Origin of the sequence: Serratia sp. BFP-2025 (assembly GCF_050880365.1) — a bacterium.
Classification (GTDB): Bacteria; Pseudomonadota; Gammaproteobacteria; order Enterobacterales; family Enterobacteriaceae; genus Serratia; species Serratia surfactantfaciens.
The window spans coordinates 70,423-87,238 of the sequence record NZ_JBPAFV010000001.1 but is presented as its reverse complement, the minus strand read 5'-3'; the positions used below and the strand labels follow the sequence as shown (position 1 = coordinate 87,238).

Sequence of the window (16,816 nt, the reverse complement as noted above, 5' to 3'; positions counted from 1 at the left end):
CCACCCCGATTACTTATTTCTTTCACCGCCAAGCGAATGACAAGGCAGCAACAATGTATTCATCAACATCTCCGCCGGCAGCGGGCTCGGCATGCGCACCTCACACTGCGCCGCCCCGTTCCAGCGCACCGTCATCGCCTCGCCCGGCTGGATGCCGCTGAGATAGACGCTGCCGCCGTCGTTGACGATGCCGGTTTCCTGCTTGCGCCCGTTCAACACCGTGGCGCCGAACGGCGGTTCGCTGCCGTCCGCCAGCTTGATCACCGCCATCGCCTTGGCCCCCGCTATCACGTCAAACTGCCGGTAACCGATGGCCCCCTCGGTCAGCGTCGCCTGCACCACCGATGTGGTCGCCTCAGCGTTGTCGCCCAGCTGGTTCAGATCGATGCTCGCCTTGTTGCGGTAGTAGCTGTTCACGTCGCCGATCACCGCCTTGCCCCAGGCGTTGGTGCGGCTGGTGCGCCCGTAGCCGCGCACCGGCACCTCCGCCACCCCCTGGGTGTCGATCAACATCCGCGTGCCACCCGCCATGCCGCTGCGGTGCAGCGCGCCGCCCTCCGCCGTCAGCGTCATCCCGCCCTGGGCGCTCAGCCCCACCGCGCTGTAACGCCCTTCCTGGTAGCTGGCGTTGGCGCTCAGCCGCGCGATGTCCCCTTCGCGGCTGTAATAACCGCTGGCGTTGGCGCCGCTGCGCGACGTGCCGGCACTCAGCTGGTAGTTGCTGCGCTCGTCAAGCCGGTCGTAGTAGCTCACCCGGTTCGTGGTATCGTTGCGGTTCACCGTGGTGTTGTAGCTCACCGTCGAGCGCTCGCCCCACGGCATCGACAACGACAGGTAGGCTCCATCGTCCTTCATTCCGTTGTACTGGTTGCGGTACGCCGACAGCGACAGGCTCAGGTTGCGGAACCGCCCGATATCGAAGTAGCGCGACAGCGTCAGGTTGTAACGGTCGTTGGCCGGCCTGTCCCAGTAGGTCTCATGGCTGTAGTTGAGGTAGCTGCTCAGCCCCCAGTCACGGAACTGCTTGTTGAAGGTGATGGTGTACATCTCCTTGCCGCTGCCGTTGCGGTTACCGTAGTAGCGCGCGTCCAGGTACTCACTCATGCTCATGAAATCCTGCTCCGAGAAGCGGTAGCCGGCGAAGGTCACCTGGCTGTCGTACTCGTCGAAGCTCTTCGAATAGCTGAGCCGGTACGAACCGCCGCTCAGCGCACCGTCTTCCTGCGGCAACCGCGCCCGCGACTGGGTAGCGTCGAACGACAGCGCCCCGAACGCCATCAGGTCACGGCCCAGCCCCAGCGACAGCGCGTTATAATCACCGCCCGCCAGCGCACCGCCGTACAGCGACCAGCCGTTGCTCACCCCCCAGGAGAACTCGCCGGTGCCGAACAACGGCCCGCGCGCGTGGTGCTGCCAGTCCGACGGCTTGCCCGCCGCCAGCTTGAAGCGCACCGAGCCCGGCCGCGTCAGGTACGGGATGCTGGCGGTGTTCATCACGAACTCCTGCACCGTGCCATCCTGCTCCTCCACCCGCACGTTGAGCTCGCCGCTCACCGCGTCGTTGATGTCCTGAATGCGGAACGGCCCGGCCGCCACGCTGGTCTCATACAGCACCCGCCCCTGCTGGCTGATGATGACTTTGGCGTTGGTCTTCGCCACGCCCACCACCTCCGGCGCATAGCCGCGCAGGTTGGGCGGCAGCATGTTGTCGTCCGACACCAGGCTGGCGCCGGCAAAGCGGAAGCTGTCGAACATGCCGGAGTCCAGGTAGCCCTCGCCCAGCGTCAGCTTCGAGCGCAGCGCCGGCAGCGCGCGGTAGGCGTAGTAGCGGCTCCAGTCCAGCCGCGTGTCGGTCGGCTGCCCGCTGCCGGTCTGGTGGTTGAGGCTGCCCTGCCAGTCGGCCCGCAGGCGCCAGGCGCCGAGGTTGGCGCCGGCGGTGCCGTTGCCGCTCAGGTTGTAACTGCGGGTACCGCTGCGCTGCTGGTGCTGGCTCTGGGCATTGAGGTTATAGTCAAACAGCAGCCCCGGAATGCCCTCGTCCCAGCGCGACGGCGGGTCCCAGTTCTCGGCGGTGTACTCGAGAAACGCCTGCGGGATGTTCAGGTACAGCGACGAGGTGGCCAAATCGCCGCGCATCTCCATGCCCACCACGCTGCTCTCGTCCAGGCACTCGCCCTGGTGCCACCAGCGCAAATCCTTCATCACGCCCTCTTTAAGGCCCAGCTGTTCCACCAGCGCCTTGTTGATGCAGGCGCGGCTGCCGTTCGGGTCGTCCTGCGGCGGGTAGAACGGGATTTGCTGCTCCGGCAAATCGTTCTTGTTGATGTGCACCACCATGCCGTAGGTGCCGGGCATAATGTAACCGCCACGTGAAAACTGGCTCAGATCGATGTTCTTACGGTCATGCACGTCCAGCACGTCGGTGTTAAATTGGATCTCGTCGGCGGCATACACCTGTGCCGGAAGGGCGCCGAGCGCCAGGGCAATGCATAATCCCAGCGCATTGATACGTACCATTTTTCTTGCTGGTGATTTCCTCATGTCCCCGTTCCCTTATAATTATTTCTTGTCCCTGCGCTCTTGTAATCAGTCCTCACCGCCGGCCTCAGAAATAATCCAGCTTGAAACGGACGGCCGTGAAATAATCGCCGGCCTTCGGCGCATGATTATTGGCGACTAATTTCAGGGCGTAATTCAGCCGCATATCGCCGGGGATAATGTCGCCGCGCGGCATCGGATAACCCGGCGTGGCGATATTGCCGGCGGCATCGGTGATTTGCAGCGCAATGCCCGACGCCTCGCCGCGCACGCCAAATAAATCCCCTTCAGCATCGCCGTCAAAGGTCACCTGAAACTGTTTCCAGTCCGGCAATTTATTATTGGCACGTTCCAGCGTGCAATTAACCAGCTCGATGGCGAAGGGTTTTATTTGGCTTTGCCCGTCGCGAATAATATCCGCTATAGGAACGATATCCATATCCACAGTCTGATAGCGGCTCTCGACGGCAATGGCACAGGCGGTATCGATAATGGCGCCTTGCATATTTACCCTGCCCCAGCCCTGAATAGCGCTGCCTGCCTGTGCAAAGACAGTGAAGATAAATAGGCAAGCCGCCAGCGGAAATAGCCTAATTTTAATCCACATAACGTTATTTCCTGATAAAGCGTTTCTGAAAAATGCATGCGGGAACCCCGCATGCATTAGCATGCTTAATTCACTTCAATATTGAAGAAATTAACGTGGCTTAGTTATACGCCAGGGTAAAGTCGGCCACTGACTGGAACTCACCTTCAGTCAGTACTGCACCAGAAGCCACATCACCCTGCAGGTAGGCCGCGAAATTCAGGGAGTTAGAGCCATTTTGCAGCTCCTGCGCCTTGGTTGCCTTGCCCAGCTTGATCACCTGGCCGGAACCGTCGGTAATGGCTACGCTGGCGCCCTGCGCGGTACCGGTAATACCCAGCAGGCCGTTATTGGCTTTGGATTCCATGCCGGTAAAGGTCAGTGCAACCTTGTTTTTCAGAGGGTTACCAGTGACCGCATCATTTTCAAAGGTGCAATTTTCCAGATCGATAGCGAAGTTGCGCGGCGTAGATTTACCGCCGTTCAGCAGCGCCACTTTGGAGATTTGGCCCAGTTCAACGGTCTGATCGATAGACTCAGGGTTAATAGAGCACGGCGCATCGATAATAGCGCCGGTGAAAGTGACTTTACCGTGACCCTGGTCGGCCGCGAATGCGCTAGAAGACATGCCAAAAGCAACCACTGCCGCCATCATGATGTTGTTCAGTTTCATAGTTCTTACATTCCTTAGTAAGTAGAAAGAGTTAAATAAGACTCACTTTATCTGCAGAAGATAATGCTTCCCGGCTTACCGCCATTTCCGTATCAGCACAGGAACCCTTCTGTTTCTGGCCTTCAAACCAGTGAGGACAATCTACTACCACAGCTCACTTCTTGAAATATAAAACTACAAATTAAATAAAATTAAGAATATATACAAATAAAATACATTAAAAATAGATTTTAACTCCAAAAGGGGGCGTGAATTAACCTCCCTGTAAATAAAAAAACCGATCAATTCATGTTTAATTAACCCATTATCCATGCAATATAAGAAAATTCTAATTTCAATAGCCATGAGACAGTTGAAAAAAAACGCCAGCAGCCACAGTATTAAGCACGGACAGATTATTTACAGGGAACAACATGAAATACATTATAAATAACGCCATCATTTATGATGCGCATAAAGGGACATTATCTCTCAACAAGAACAACGATGATAAAGACGTGGTTTTATTAAAACCTTCACAGCGACTGTTGTCGTTGTTTATTGAGTGCAATAATGAAATTGTAGAGAGGGAGCGTTTGCTGGATGAGGTATGGAATAATCATGGCCTGACGGCATCGAACAATAACCTGAGCAATTATATTTCAGGGTTGCGCAAGACGCTGGCTCAGTTAGGCCAGGATGACATTCTGGTTACTTACCCAAGGCAAGGGTTCAAGTTCGTCGCCGAGTCGATAACCCTTTTAGGGGAGGAAAAGGATGAAAATAATGGCGAAACGCCGAAAGCGCATCCGTTAACGGAAAAGAAAACCAAGCGTATAAAACCGCTCATTCTGCTTCTCCTGCCTTTGGCCGCCGGCCTTGTCGCCATCGGCGTCGCGTTGCATTATTACACTGACAATAATGATCTGAGCTTTATTGGTAAATATCGCAGCTGCAACGTGTTCGCCATCGACAGTGCGCAGGATATTTCTTCGGCCAGGCGGCTGCTGAGCGAGTTTGATTATGATTGCAACAGCAGCGCCAGCGTATATTTATACAATCAGGTTGCCGATGACAACAGCACAGCGGCCGTGATGACCTACTGCCCCAGACAGGGCCTGTCTGCGTGCAAAACGGTAAAGCTGCAACAGTAGGCATAGACTCTTCTGGCATCAAAATAGTGCCTTGTTAGGGCATCAACGCTTGTTGCAAATAAAATTGGGAGAACGATTGTCGGCAAAGATGTACTGCTGATCATTGATCTTCTCGACCGTAAACAAGATGTCCTTCCCCACCACCGGGAACAGCTTGTCGACTTCTTTATTATTGTGGCTATCGTCATTAGAGCGTCGAACGATGTTTGTCGGGCGCAGCAAGAAGCGCCCTTCATTCGCGGTATAAGTCATGCTAATGGTGCGCGCTATGGTAAAACGCTCATTATTATAGGTCACGCTGCCGTTGATAATAAATGCGCTCTCTCTTGCATTTATATTGACAATGCTGACAAATAACACTCTGGATAACGAATGTTTTTCATCATGATAATCGGTGCGGATCACCGCATTGCATTCCGGCATAATCGGAGCAAAAAACTGCAGGTAGATACCGAAAAATATAAAGCCCCCACCAATAATTATCAGTGATGCAAGCACCCCTTTTATTGTTTTTTTATTTTTTGAAAACATAGACATTCTCACAGGCCGCGTTAATGTTTTTTTCATTTTCTGGGCAATAGGCGAAAAATGTCGCCATCGAGTGCAAGGCGCTGAGAACCAACGCACCGCCGTTATAATAATAAACCGTTGCCGGTTTATTGCAGTCAAAACCGCCTTCCGCGATGGTGTTCCTTACATCCTGCACCGAAATATTCGTGCGCACCAGCTTGTGGTGACTGTTAATTATTTCGATTTCACAATTCTCAATACGCTGAGCGGGTATAAACTTCGCCGTCGGAATATAAATCTGGCGCATCCCCACAGCCAACATCACCAGGCCGCCGATAAAAACAGCCATTGCCACGCAGAGCCATAAATACTTCATCCGCCGGGAATTCTCTTTCCCAATAAGTATTTTACTCAATTCAGGCTTTTCTTGGTTTCCTGTCTCATCCGTGCGGGCAACCCCCGCCTGAAGCAAAATCCCCTGCTTTGGCAAAGTGATCAACACTTCACCTTCCCCCAGTTCGGTAAACGCCTTGCGCAACTGAGAAAGCGCATTATTCAGATTATTGCCCGACTCTATTTGGCCATAGCTGCCCCAAACCTGGCTCAGCAAAAATTCACGGCTTAATACTTTGTTATCGTTCCGTACAAACAATAACAACAATCTATTAACCGTCGCCGTTAACGAGACTTTAGATTGTTCATCATCAATAACGCAGAGCTCAGAGATATCATCCCGGTAAATAATTCTGTTGTTTATCACATAAGCCATAGCGCACCTCTTATTGAACGCTAAAATGATATCACAACGCAATTTTTATAGGAATATTCTTAATAAAAATAATTAACCTTTTAATACATGAGGTTATATTTGAAGGTTATAAAAATCATATTATTTTCTCTGTCAGAGAATCTCCTTGGGTTATTCGTTATCACAATCCTCAACCTTCAGCGATGAAACCCTGTTTTTACCTTTTCTTTCCACCGTAACCTCAACATGTTGGCCCGGCGGCGTCTCTGCAAAGATATTCAAAGCTTCCTGGGCATTATCAATCACTTTCCCTGCAACTTTATTAATGATATCGCCTTCCTGTAAGCCGGCGTCGCTCGCAGCCCCCGAGTGTTTTACACCTGTCACCAGCACATTATATCGCCCCCCCAGTTTTCCATGGATAGCGGAGACATTAGCGGCTTCCACGCCGATGCAGCCGCGAATGACTCGCCCATCCGCCACGATTTTTTTCATTACCTTATTCACCAGGCGCACCGGCAAAGCAAAACTGATGCCTTTTACGCTATTCAGATCCTGATCTACCGAGAAAACCGACGTATTCATGCCGATCATTTCTCCAGATGCATTAACCAGTGGCCCGCCGGAGTTACCTTTATTGATCGGCGCATCGGTTTGAATAAACGTCTGTCTGCCAATGACGCCGAAGCCGCTGCGGCCAATAGCGCTAACGATACCGTGTGAAACGGAGCCAACCAGATTGTAAGGATTACCGATGGCCAAAACAAAATCACCGACTTTGATTTTCTTTTCTTCATCGATACGAATGGGCGTGGTCGCCACAGGATCCAGTTTCATCACGGCTAAATCGGTCAGTTTGTCGTAGCCCACGACGATCGCTTCTCTTACCGTCGCGTCGCTGAGCAACGCCACCATGTTCTTGACGCCATTGACCACATGATAATTCGTCACCACATGCCCACGATTGTCCATAATAACGCCGGTGCCCAACGGGCAACCATAAACAACATCATTACAATCTTTAGAATATATATATACAACGGATGGGAGCGCGCGTTCTATCGCCATACTCAGTGACAATTCATTCACATTTTGCCGGTTCTGGTTAGCGAATTGCTTAAAATAGAGGGTGCTGACGACTGCGCCAATAAACACGCCAATTAACATATGAATAACCTTTTTATTCATCGCACCCTCAAAATGGCAAATGGTTTTTATAAGAACATTCTTCATACCGAAGGTTAAATACACTGACAAGCGAAAATTGACGCAGTCAACGGCCCCTGGCTCAAATCTCTGCTCCCCCTGGTTTGAACACCTTTCCTCCTTCCCTGCGAACCTTTCAAACTCCCCGAAAAAAACAACATACTGATTTAATTAAATTTTAAACCCATCACACGCATTATTTTGTTCCGTTCCTGCATAAAAAAACGGCATTGTATGATCGCCCTCACAAACATGATAACATTATATTGTTATAACAAATGGCAGCAACAACCAAAAGGAACCTCTGGATGAACTACCCTCTTGTTGGCAGCGCCATTGTTGAGCACAGCGGCGGTTTAAATAACTTACGCCATGTCACTAACTGCATGACACGGGTTCGCATGACCCTGGTCGATCCTGCAAAAGTGAATATTCAGGCGCTTAAAGGCATCGAAGGCGTGCTGGGCGTGGTGGAAGACGATACTTTGCAAGTGATTGTCGGCCCGGGCAAGTCGTCTAAAGTGGCGACGGTAATCAATGAACTGTTGGCCTCGGGCCGGCAAACGGCGCCACTGAGCGACGTAGAACAAAAAGCGGCGCTGGCACGCGAGAAATCCCGCAAACCCACGCGCACCAAAGCCGTGTTGAAGCACATCGCCAACATTTTCGTTCCCATCCTGCCGCCGCTGATCGCCGCCGGGATTTTGATGGGGCTGAACAACGTCTTGGTCAACTCCGCCGCCTCCTATGCGCTGACGCACGCCATTGCGGCCAGCGGCGAGCTTTCTCCGGCCCAGATAGTGTTGGATCAGCGCCATCTGCTGGGCCTGAGCCAATTCCTTGATATCGTTTCCAAAGCGCTGTTCAACTTCCTGGCCATCTATACCGGCGTCACCACGGCGAAAGAGTTCAACGGCAACGCCATCATGGGCGGCCTGCTGGGCGCCATCACCATCGCGCCCCAACTGCCGCTTTTGGGGTTAATCCCCGGCCAGGGCGGGTTGATCGGCGTTATTTTCTGCGTCTGGCTAATGTGCGTGCTGGAAAAACAGGTGCGTCGCATCGTGCCCGACATTCTGGACGTGGTCTTGACACCGACGATCGTGCTGACGGTGATGGCCGGCGCCTTGCTGTTCGCCATCATGCCCGTCGCCGGCCTATTGTCCAACGGCATCCTGCACAGTTTGAACGGCCTGCTGGCCACGGGTGGCCTGGCCGCCGGCTTCGTGCTGGCCTCGCTGTTCCCATTCCTGATTTCGCTCGGTCTGCACCATGGCCTGTTCCCGATCCATCTGGAGATGATCAATGCGACCGGACATGCCCCGCTGTTCGCCATCCAGATCATGTCCAATGCAGGCATGGTCGGCGCCGCCACGGCGGTGCTGCTGCTGACCCGCGATCCGGTGATGAAAAAGATCGCCAAAGGCGCCATTCCCACCTCGATCCTCGCCGTAGGGGAACCCACCATCTTCGGTGTGAATATTCCGGCGGGATTCGCCTTTATCACCGGCTCTATCGGCGCCGGCTTCGGCGGCATGATGGTCGTGTTGCTCGGCGTCTCCACCAATGGCGTCGGCGCCGCAGGTTTGTCGGCCCTGCCGCTGATCGCCGACGGCAAATATCTGCAGTATATCTTCGCCTGGCTCACCGGCTGCCTGGCGGCCTTTGTGCTGACTTACATCACGGGCAAGCTGCGCAAATACGATCGGGAAAGCGTCTGACGGGACGACAAACAGTTAAGGGAGCAAAAATGAAAGCCATCATGTTGATGTTCGATTCACTGAACAAACATTTGCTGTCCGCCTATGGCAGCGACCGAGCCATCACGCCCAACTTCCAGCGGCTGAAAGAAAGAACGGTGCGTTTCGACAATTTCTACGTCGGCAGCATGCCCTGCATGCCGGCCAGGCGCGAGATCCATACCGGCCGCTATAATTTCCTGCACCGGTCCTGGTCGCCGCTGGAGCCCTTTGACGACTCCATGCCGGAAATTCTGAAAAAGCACGGTATCCACACCCATCTGGTTACCGATCACAAGCATTACTGGCGCGACGGCGGCGCCACCTACCACTCCCGTTACAACACCTATGAGTTCGTGCGCGGGCAAGAGGGCGACTCCTGGAAGGGCGTGGTCGACAAGCCGATTTATCATTATGAATCCGGCGAGCCGGAAGAGATCAAACAGCGCCGCATCGCCAGCCGCACGCAACATCAAATTAACGTGCAGTTTATGAAGGACGAGCAGGATCATCCGCTGGCCAGAACCATCCAGAAAGGCCTGGCGTTCATCGACGAGAACCACGCGGCCGATAACTGGTTCCTGCAACTGGAGTGCTTCGATCCCCACGAGCCGTTTTTCGTGCCGGAAAAATACCTGCGGATGTACGGCATTGACGACGCCAGCGTTTTTGACGGCTGGCCGCCCTATTACTTCGTCACCGAAAGCGAAGAACGCAAGGACGCCATTCAGAAGTACTACCTGGCCTTGCTGACCATGGTGGACGCCTATGTCGGCAAGGTCCTGGACTACATGGACAAATACGATTTATGGCGGGATACCCTGCTGATCGTCAACACCGACCATGGTTTCCTGTTGGGGGAGCATGAGTGGTGGGGCAAAAATATCATGCCGCTGTATAACGAAGTGGCGAATATCCCCTTCTTCATCTGGCATCCCGAGCACCCTTATCGCGGCGAAGCGCGGCAGGCGCTGGCGCAAACCATCGACATTCCCGCCACGCTGCTGGATTTCTTCAAGCTGGACAAGCCGGCGGATATGCAAGGCGCCTCTCTGGTGCCGGCGATTTGCGACGATACGCCGATACGCGACTATGCGCTGTTCGGCTACCACGGCTGCCATATCAACATTACCGACGGCCGCTATGTCTATATGCGTTCACCGCAGGTACACGGCGCCGAGGATCTGTTCGAATACACCCTGATGCCCACCAGCATCAACCGCCGGCTGTCCCCTGAAGAACTCCGGCACATGACGCTGCATCCGGGATTCCGTTTCACCAAGGGCTGCCAGGTGTTGCGCATCCCCGCTTCTTCGGTGATGACCCGGGGCGCCGATCGCTTCGGGCACCGGCTGTATGACCTGGCGGAAAATCCGAAGCAGGATCGTCAGTGCCGGGATGCCGCCGTCGCCGAACGCCTGCTGTCCGCCATCCGTTGCATGCTGGAACAAAGCGACGCGCCGCCGGAACTCTGGGCACGCTACCAATTGTCGGACCCCGCTTCTCCGCTGTTGGGCGCCGATCCGGACTGGGTGCCGGTTTTCAAAGATTATGCGCCGCAGGTGCGCTACGGTATGTTGGCCCTGATGCAACATCTGGAAGGCACTCATCAAACGGCAATAATTGATAAACTGAATGCTTCCGCCAAATCCTCATGGACCACCGCCGATCTGTGGGCCTTCGTGCAGCAAGAAGTCCCGCCAGAACAGCACGCCGGCGTGTTTTATAAACTGGCGCTGGAAATGCGGCTTGATTGAGAGGTCGCCCCGCCCTTTCGGCGGGGCGACTGCAGAACAGAAGGAAAATTAACGATGGGACAAGAACTGGACTACTCGCGCGGCGCCAAGCCGCTGTATGCCCAGCTGTATGACATCCTGCTGGAGAAGCTGAAAAACGGCGAATATCGGAAGAACGACGTACTGCCGACAGAAGCCGAGTTTGAAGAAATGTTCGGCGTCAGTCGCATCACCGCGCGGCGGGCGCTGGCCGAACTGGTCGCAAAAGGGTTGGTCAAACGTCAGGCCGGCATCGGCACCATGGTCATCAGCACATCGGAAAAGCAGAGCGTCAAGACCCGAATCAGCTTGATCGACGGCCAGCAAACGGAGGCGATAGCACGCAACAATCTGTCCCTGGCCCCTGTGCAGCCGCCGGAGCCTATCGCGCAGTTGTTCGACGCCGACAACGCGCTACTGCTGACGCGCACCATTTACCGCCAAAACGAGGAACCGGCGCAGGTCAACTATATCTATCTGACCCCGCGTTTAAACACGCTGACGTTGTCGGATCTGGAAAAAGGGTTGTACTGCGCATTGGAACAGCACAACGAAAACATCGATGCCTTCGAGGACATCATCACGGCCGAACTGCCGACGCCGGAAGACTGCGCAATCCTCGGCGTTTCCCCCTCGGTGCCGCTGCTGGTCAAAACCCGCAAAGGGTACAACGAGCAGGGCCTACTGGTGGAATACACCATCGCCAAGCATATCGCGCGTTACTATCAATACATCGTCGAGAACAGCAAATGAGCTGGTGGACGCAGGGAAAATCACCGGATTACCGGTTTACATTAGCTAATGAACGCACCTTTCTGGCCTGGATCCGCACCGCGCTGACCTTTATGGCCGCCGCCGTCGGCCTAGATCAGTTGACGGACTCAACATCGCTGAAGGTGTTGATCATCGTGCTGGCGCTTACGGCGGCGGCGCTGGCCTGCTACGCCTACCATCGCTGGGCGGGCAACGAGAAAGCAATGCGGCATGAACAAGCCTTAGGCTATCCACGCCTGCTGATTTGGCTCAGCACGGGTCTGGCGGCAGGGATATTGCTGACGCTGGCCACATTGGTTCGGCCATGAACGCCGCTTGTCCGCAGCGCGATCCTGGCCTGCAGCCGGAAAGAACGGCGCTGGCGTGGCAGAGAACCGCATTCTCTCTATTGCTGCTGGCGCTTATCACCGCGCGTACCGGCCTTTACCGCGAAGAATATGTGCTCGCCGCACTGGGCTGCGCTTCTTTTTTCGTGGCGATACTGTTGGTATTTGGCTCTTTTGTTCGGCAAAAATCGCTGATGGGCGCGATGGCGCTCCCGCTTGTCTGGTCGGCGTGGTTTAAAAGATTGCTCAGCCTCGCCCTCTTGTTCAATGCGCTGGGTCTCGCGCTGCACAGTGCGCTCATGCTGTTATAGGAAGGAAGTATTCAATGACGGCTACCCACGGTTGTCTGGTGATGGCGAAGCCCACCGGATCGGTTTGCAACATCGACTGCACCTACTGTTTTTATCTTGAAAAAGAGGCGCTTTATCCCGAACGCCAGCAGAACTGGCGCATGTCAGATGAAACGCTGGCGCTGTATATTCAACAGCATATCCATGCTCAGGATGGCGAGCAGGTGATGTTCTCCTGGCAGGGCGGCGAACCCACCATGATGGGGCTGCCTTTTTTCCGGCGCATCGTCGAACTGTGCCAAAAATATGCCGGCGGCAAGCGCATTCAACACGCGCTGCAAACCAATGGGCTATTGCTGAACGATGAGTGGGCGCGCTTTTTCGCCGAACACCGCTTCCTGATCGGCATTTCGATCGACGGCCCGCAAGCGCTGCACGATCGTTACCGTACCTCGCGCTCGGGCAAAGGCACCCACGCCCAGGTACTGGCCGCCCTCACTCTGCTGCAAGAACACGGCGTCGAATTCAACACGCTTACCGTCGTCGGTAAGCATAACGTCGGCCAGGCGCGCGAGGTTTACGAATTTCTTTTGGCCGCAGGCTCTCGCCATATTCAATTCATTCCATTGGTTGAACGCCTGAGTACGGCGGAGAGCGCCGCGCTGAAGCTGGTCATGCCGGGCGAAAGCGCCGCCACGCTGGCGCCCTGGACTGTGCCAGCCTGGCAATACGGCGAGTTTCTCAATCAGATTTTCGATATCTGGGTGCGGCGGGATGTGGGCCGCGTCTCTGTACAAATGTTTGACGTGGCGCTATCCGCCTGGTGCGAACAGCCGCCGGTGCTGTGCGTATTCGCCGAAACCTGTGGGCACGCCTTCGCTCTGGAAGCCAACGGCGATCTGTATAACTGCGATCACTTCGTCTATCCGGAGCATCGGCTGGGGAATATTCATCAGCAAGATATCCGCACCTTGAATAACAGCGAGCAGGCGCATGTGTTCGGCCGCGCGAAAAAGACGTCGCTAACGCCGGATTGCCGCCAATGCGAATTCAGGTTCGTCTGCCACGGCGGATGCCCCAAACACCGCTTCGCCGTGTCGCCGTCCGGCCATCCGGGGCATAACTATCTCTGCCCGGGGTACAAGCATTTCTTCCGGCATATCTCTCGCGAAATGAACCTGATGAAGGACTTGCTCGCCAACGGCTACCCGGAACAGGCCATCATGTACGCGTTGGCTCAGGAACAGCGGGCCGGCGCCGGCAGCGCCAAACCCAATGCTCCCTGCCCATGCGGCAGCGGTAAAAAGCATAAGAAGTGCTGCGGTGCGAAAAAATAAGCCCAAAAGCCCGGTAAACGTCACCGGGCTCCTTAACTTGCGTCACGCTACTTCACCGCCAGCGTGACCGCGTCCTGCTTGAAGCCGTAGCGGCTCAGCGGCGTGATCATCACCGACGTCGGTCGCCCTTCCACCGCCAGCGTCTGCGTCTCGCCCGCCATCAGGTAGTAGTTCTCCAGCGTCACCACCTTGCCCGACGGCTGCAGCGTCAGCTGCGGCGCCAGCCGCACCACGTGCAACCCGCCGTTGGTGAGCGTCAGCCGACCGTCCGCCGCGCTCAACCGCAGGTCGTCCCACGGCGTCTTGCTCACCGCCACCGATTTCGGCTGCAATATCAGCCCGATGCTCTGACGCACCGGCATCCGCGCGCTGTTGTCCACCGCCTGCCCTATCCCCTCGAACGACGCCTTCAGCATCACCTCGTGCGGCAGCGCCGTACCCGGCTTCAGCACGAAGTTCACCTGCTGGCTCTGCCCCGCCTCGATGCGCGCTATCGGCGGCGACAGCAGCACCGCCTTGCTGAACCCTTTGCCATCCAAATCCTCCACCTTCGTCGCCAGCAATATCGGCTCCGACGAGCTGTTCCTGATGCTGAAGCTCACCCGCCCCGGGTTCTCCTCCAGCACGATGCCCATGCTCTCCAGCTGAAACGACGCCCCGGCGGAATGCGCCAGCCCCAGCGTCAGCCACAGCCCGCCCAGCAGCTGCGCCAGGCTCCGTTTTATCGTCATGATTGCTCCTCTCTTCTCATCCATTATCGGACGAGCCGCCCGCCGCACGGCAGACGCCATCGCCCTCTTCGTACAACACCGACGGGTCGAACGCCGCCGGCACCGCGTAACTCACCACGCATTCGTTCATGTTCAGACGCCGCACCCGCAGCGCCTTGCCGATATCGTCATTCACCAGCATCAGGTTGCCCTCGCCTATCAGCGTACCCAGCAGCTGCCCCCGCTCGTCGTGCACCGACGCCCCGGTCGGCAGCAGCGCGCCGCTCTCATCCCGCAGGGTCAGCAGCAGCTGGCGCACTTCGGTCACCCGAAAACGCCGCTCCGCCACCGTGCCGCGCGCCAGCTCGAACGCCGCTTCGGTGCTGTCCAGCCGCAGGTTCAGCGGCAGCGACAGCGTATCGACCTGCGCGCGCAGCGGCATATAAGGCATCAGCATCGGCAGCAGCGCGTCGCCGGCAAAATCCGTCATGCCGCTGCCGCCGCCCGACACCCTGACCCCCGACTGTCCCGCCACCCTCATCACCGCGAAGGTGTCGCCGATGCGCTGCGGTGACGTCACCCAGGTGCCGTTGGCCACCCCCAGCCCGCCAGACGATGCAAGCGACAGCGAGGAACTGCCCTGCCCGCTGTGCGAGGCCCCCAGCGACAGCCGGGTATACGCCGTCTCGCCGCTCAGGTTGCCGGTGCCCTGGTACTCGCCGTCCGCGTCCCGCGTCACGTCCAGGTAGCCGTTCAGCCGCTCGCTCACCGGCCCCTGCCAGCTGCCGCCCAGCGTCAGCTGATTGTTGCGCCGCGCCTGCAGCCGGCTGCTGACGCTGCCCGCCCCCCAGGGCAGGCTCAGCCCGGCGTAGACCGCCGCACGGTCGTAAGCGGAAGACTGCAGGTTGACGCTCAGCGTCGCCCTTCCCAGGCTGACGCCGTACGCCAGCGCATGGGTCCAGCTGCGCCGGCTGTCGCGGTAATAGCGCTCGTGCGACAGCGAGTAGGTCAGCGCCCCGGCGCTCAGGGTGCGCCAGGAGAGCGCCGCCCCGCCGTTGTAGCGCTGCCGGGTCGTCTCTTGCGCCTCTGCCGGCGGGTTCAGCCCTTCGTCCGCGTCCCGAAAGCCTTCGGTGCGGTACTGCGACGACAGCGACAGCGCCAGATGGGGCCCCAGCGCCACCTGCCCCTGAGCCTCCAGCTGCACGCCGGACTGCCGGCCACGGGTGAAGGTCGCGCCGCCCGACAGCCAGTTGCCGGCGTCGTCACTCACACTGCCCTGCCAGCCCAGCCGCTGGTAGGTGCGCGCCAGCAGCCCGCCCGCCGTTATCTGCCCCCGGCCGAGACGGAATGCCTGCTCACCCAGCAGCAGCGCCGGCGGCGAGGCGCCCTCACGCCCGGCGCCGTACGGGCGGTAGCGCCCCGCCGCCAGCCGATACCCCCCCGTCCGGCCCGCCGGGTCGCCGGCGTCGGGGGTGACCGTAAAGCGTTGCCGCCGCCCGTCGGTTTCCGTCAACGTGACCTCGGCCTCCACCCCGGCCATCACCGGCCCCAGCTCGCTCAGCGAAAACGGCCCGGCCGGCAGCAGGGTGCGGTACATCACCTGCCCGCGCTGTTTGACCTCCAGCGTCGCCGGGCTCGCCACGCTGCCCTGCAGCGGCACCGTCAGCGCCGCATCAGGCGCGCCGGCCGCCAGGGAGACCAGTTGCCCGCCGCTGAACGGCACGTTGCCGCTCAGCGCGCCGCCGGAGCTGAACTCGCCGAGCTGAACCACCGCCCCCCAGGCGGGAAAGTCTTTGCTCGCCGAGGTCTCGTATACCTCGAGCCGGCTGCCGCTCTCGTCGTTGCTGTAGCTTGAGCGATTGCGCAGCACCCAGTTGCGCAGGTTGACGCCCGGCTCCAGCATCGCCTGCAGCGTCTGCTGATTGCCGTAGCGCCCCTGACGCCGGTTGGCGTACAGGTCGTAGTTCAGCAGCACCGCATGGCCGCCCGACTGCTCGCTGCGCAGTTTGTCCGCATCGAACGCCGCCTCCGGCAGGGTGATTTCCACCCGAAAGGCGCCGGGAAACACCTGCACCACCGCCTGCGGCCAGTGCGAATCGAAACGTTCGCAGGCCCCCGGCGGCGGCGTGACCCGCAAACGCAGCGTCTGCGCCAGGCTTTCATCCAGACACAGCGCCCCCTGCGCATCGAAACGCACCTCTTCCTGGTAACGCTGCGCCGCATTGACCTCCAGCGTCACCCGGTGCACGCCCGGCAAAAACCGGGCGGTATTGAAAAATTCGGCGATATCCGCGTTGTACCCCAGCTGCGCCAGGGTTTTGACATCAAATCCGGCGGCAGCGGTTTTCGTCATCGGCCAGACCAACAAAAACAGCAATGCCGATGCCCTTTGCCTGATAGACACGTCATCTTCTCTGGGTTAATGCCGGGAGCGACAGATTCAGAAAAAGGGGGAGAACCCTCCCCCTTGC

Annotated in this window: 15 protein-coding genes; 7 read left to right on the top strand and 8 right to left on the bottom strand. The window is 57.3% G+C overall.

All coding sequences use genetic code 11. The features are described from left to right. Positions 1-9 precede the first annotated feature (9 nt). From ACRAWE_RS00420 to ACRAWE_RS00410, 3 genes are all read right to left on the bottom strand, one after another. Positions 10-2,517 carry an outer membrane usher protein gene (locus tag ACRAWE_RS00420; RefSeq protein WP_432524351.1) on the bottom strand — a complete coding sequence of 836 codons (2,508 nt, stop codon included), beginning with the start codon at positions 2,515-2,517 and terminating at the stop codon, positions 10-12. Positions 2,518-2,605: 88 nt separating this feature from the next. Continuing rightward, the gene (locus tag ACRAWE_RS00415; RefSeq protein WP_211130680.1) at positions 2,606-3,145 is read right to left on the bottom strand and encodes a fimbrial protein; all 540 of its coding nucleotides are present in this window, start codon (positions 3,143-3,145) and stop codon (positions 2,606-2,608) included. A 100-nt stretch (positions 3,146-3,245) separates the two neighbouring features. Further along, positions 3,246-3,797 carry a fimbrial protein gene (locus tag ACRAWE_RS00410; protein WP_432524348.1) on the bottom strand — a complete coding sequence of 184 codons (552 nt, stop codon included), beginning with the start codon at positions 3,795-3,797 and terminating at the stop codon, positions 3,246-3,248. Positions 3,798-4,210: 413 nt separating this feature from the next. Between ACRAWE_RS00410 and ACRAWE_RS00405 the strand changes: the two genes are divergently transcribed. After that, complete coding sequence (locus tag ACRAWE_RS00405) at positions 4,211-4,930, top strand: winged helix-turn-helix domain-containing protein (protein WP_432524346.1); 720 nt, start codon at positions 4,211-4,213, stop codon at positions 4,928-4,930. A 42-nt stretch (positions 4,931-4,972) separates the two neighbouring features. Here the strand turns inward: ACRAWE_RS00405 and ACRAWE_RS00400 are convergent, their stop codons facing one another. From ACRAWE_RS00400 to ACRAWE_RS00390, 3 genes are all read right to left on the bottom strand, one after another. Beyond that, entirely contained in the window at positions 4,973-5,461 is a 489-nt protein-coding gene (locus ACRAWE_RS00400; RefSeq protein ID WP_211130832.1) for a hypothetical protein, read from the bottom strand. Further along, a complete protein-coding gene (locus ACRAWE_RS00395; protein ID WP_432524344.1) occupies positions 5,445-6,209 on the bottom strand; it encodes a winged helix-turn-helix domain-containing protein in 765 nt (254 codons plus the stop codon). Before ACRAWE_RS00395 ends, ACRAWE_RS00400 begins: the two co-directional genes overlap by 17 nt. A gap of 150 nt (positions 6,210-6,359) precedes the next feature. Beyond that, positions 6,360-7,376, bottom strand: a complete 1,017-nt coding sequence (locus ACRAWE_RS00390) for a S1C family serine protease (RefSeq protein WP_211130607.1) — start codon at positions 7,374-7,376, stop codon at positions 6,360-6,362. Between the two features lie 326 nt (positions 7,377-7,702). Here ACRAWE_RS00390 and ACRAWE_RS00385 point away from each other — a divergent pair, with 326 nt between their 5' ends. Genes ACRAWE_RS00385 through ACRAWE_RS00360 form a run of 6 tightly spaced genes read left to right on the top strand, consistent with a single transcriptional unit; the run spans position 7,703 to position 13,635 of the window. Beyond that, positions 7,703-9,115: a PTS transporter subunit EIIC gene (locus ACRAWE_RS00385; RefSeq protein WP_197843075.1), complete on the top strand. Its 1,413-nt coding sequence runs from the start codon at positions 7,703-7,705 to the stop codon at positions 9,113-9,115. A gap of 29 nt (positions 9,116-9,144) precedes the next feature. Next, entirely contained in the window at positions 9,145-10,890 is a 1,746-nt protein-coding gene (locus ACRAWE_RS00380) for a sulfatase (RefSeq protein WP_063919932.1), read from the top strand. 54 nt (positions 10,891-10,944) lie between these two features. Further along, a complete protein-coding gene (locus ACRAWE_RS00375) occupies positions 10,945-11,661 on the top strand; it encodes a GntR family transcriptional regulator (protein ID WP_015378844.1) in 717 nt (238 codons plus the stop codon). Then, positions 11,658-11,990 carry a YidH family protein gene (locus tag ACRAWE_RS00370; protein WP_015378845.1) on the top strand — a complete coding sequence of 111 codons (333 nt, stop codon included), beginning with the start codon at positions 11,658-11,660 and terminating at the stop codon, positions 11,988-11,990. The genes ACRAWE_RS00375 and ACRAWE_RS00370 overlap by 4 nt, the downstream gene beginning before the upstream one ends. After that, positions 11,987-12,319, top strand: a complete 333-nt coding sequence (locus tag ACRAWE_RS00365; RefSeq protein ID WP_432524340.1) for a DUF202 domain-containing protein — start codon at positions 11,987-11,989, stop codon at positions 12,317-12,319. The genes ACRAWE_RS00370 and ACRAWE_RS00365 overlap by 4 nt, the downstream gene beginning before the upstream one ends. A 14-nt stretch (positions 12,320-12,333) precedes the next feature. Then, the gene (locus tag ACRAWE_RS00360) at positions 12,334-13,635 is read left to right on the top strand and encodes an anaerobic sulfatase maturase (RefSeq protein WP_197763935.1); all 1,302 of its coding nucleotides are present in this window, start codon (positions 12,334-12,336) and stop codon (positions 13,633-13,635) included. A gap of 47 nt (positions 13,636-13,682) precedes the next feature. Here the strand turns inward: ACRAWE_RS00360 and ACRAWE_RS00355 are convergent, their stop codons facing one another. Together ACRAWE_RS00355 and ACRAWE_RS00350 are read right to left on the bottom strand one after the other, a co-directional pair. Next, the gene (locus ACRAWE_RS00355) at positions 13,683-14,366 is read right to left on the bottom strand and encodes a fimbria/pilus chaperone family protein (RefSeq protein ID WP_063919934.1); all 684 of its coding nucleotides are present in this window, start codon (positions 14,364-14,366) and stop codon (positions 13,683-13,685) included. Between the two features lie 16 nt (positions 14,367-14,382). Next, a complete protein-coding gene (locus ACRAWE_RS00350) occupies positions 14,383-16,698 on the bottom strand; it encodes a fimbria/pilus outer membrane usher protein (protein ID WP_432524337.1) in 2,316 nt (771 codons plus the stop codon). Positions 16,699-16,816 lie beyond the last annotated feature (118 nt).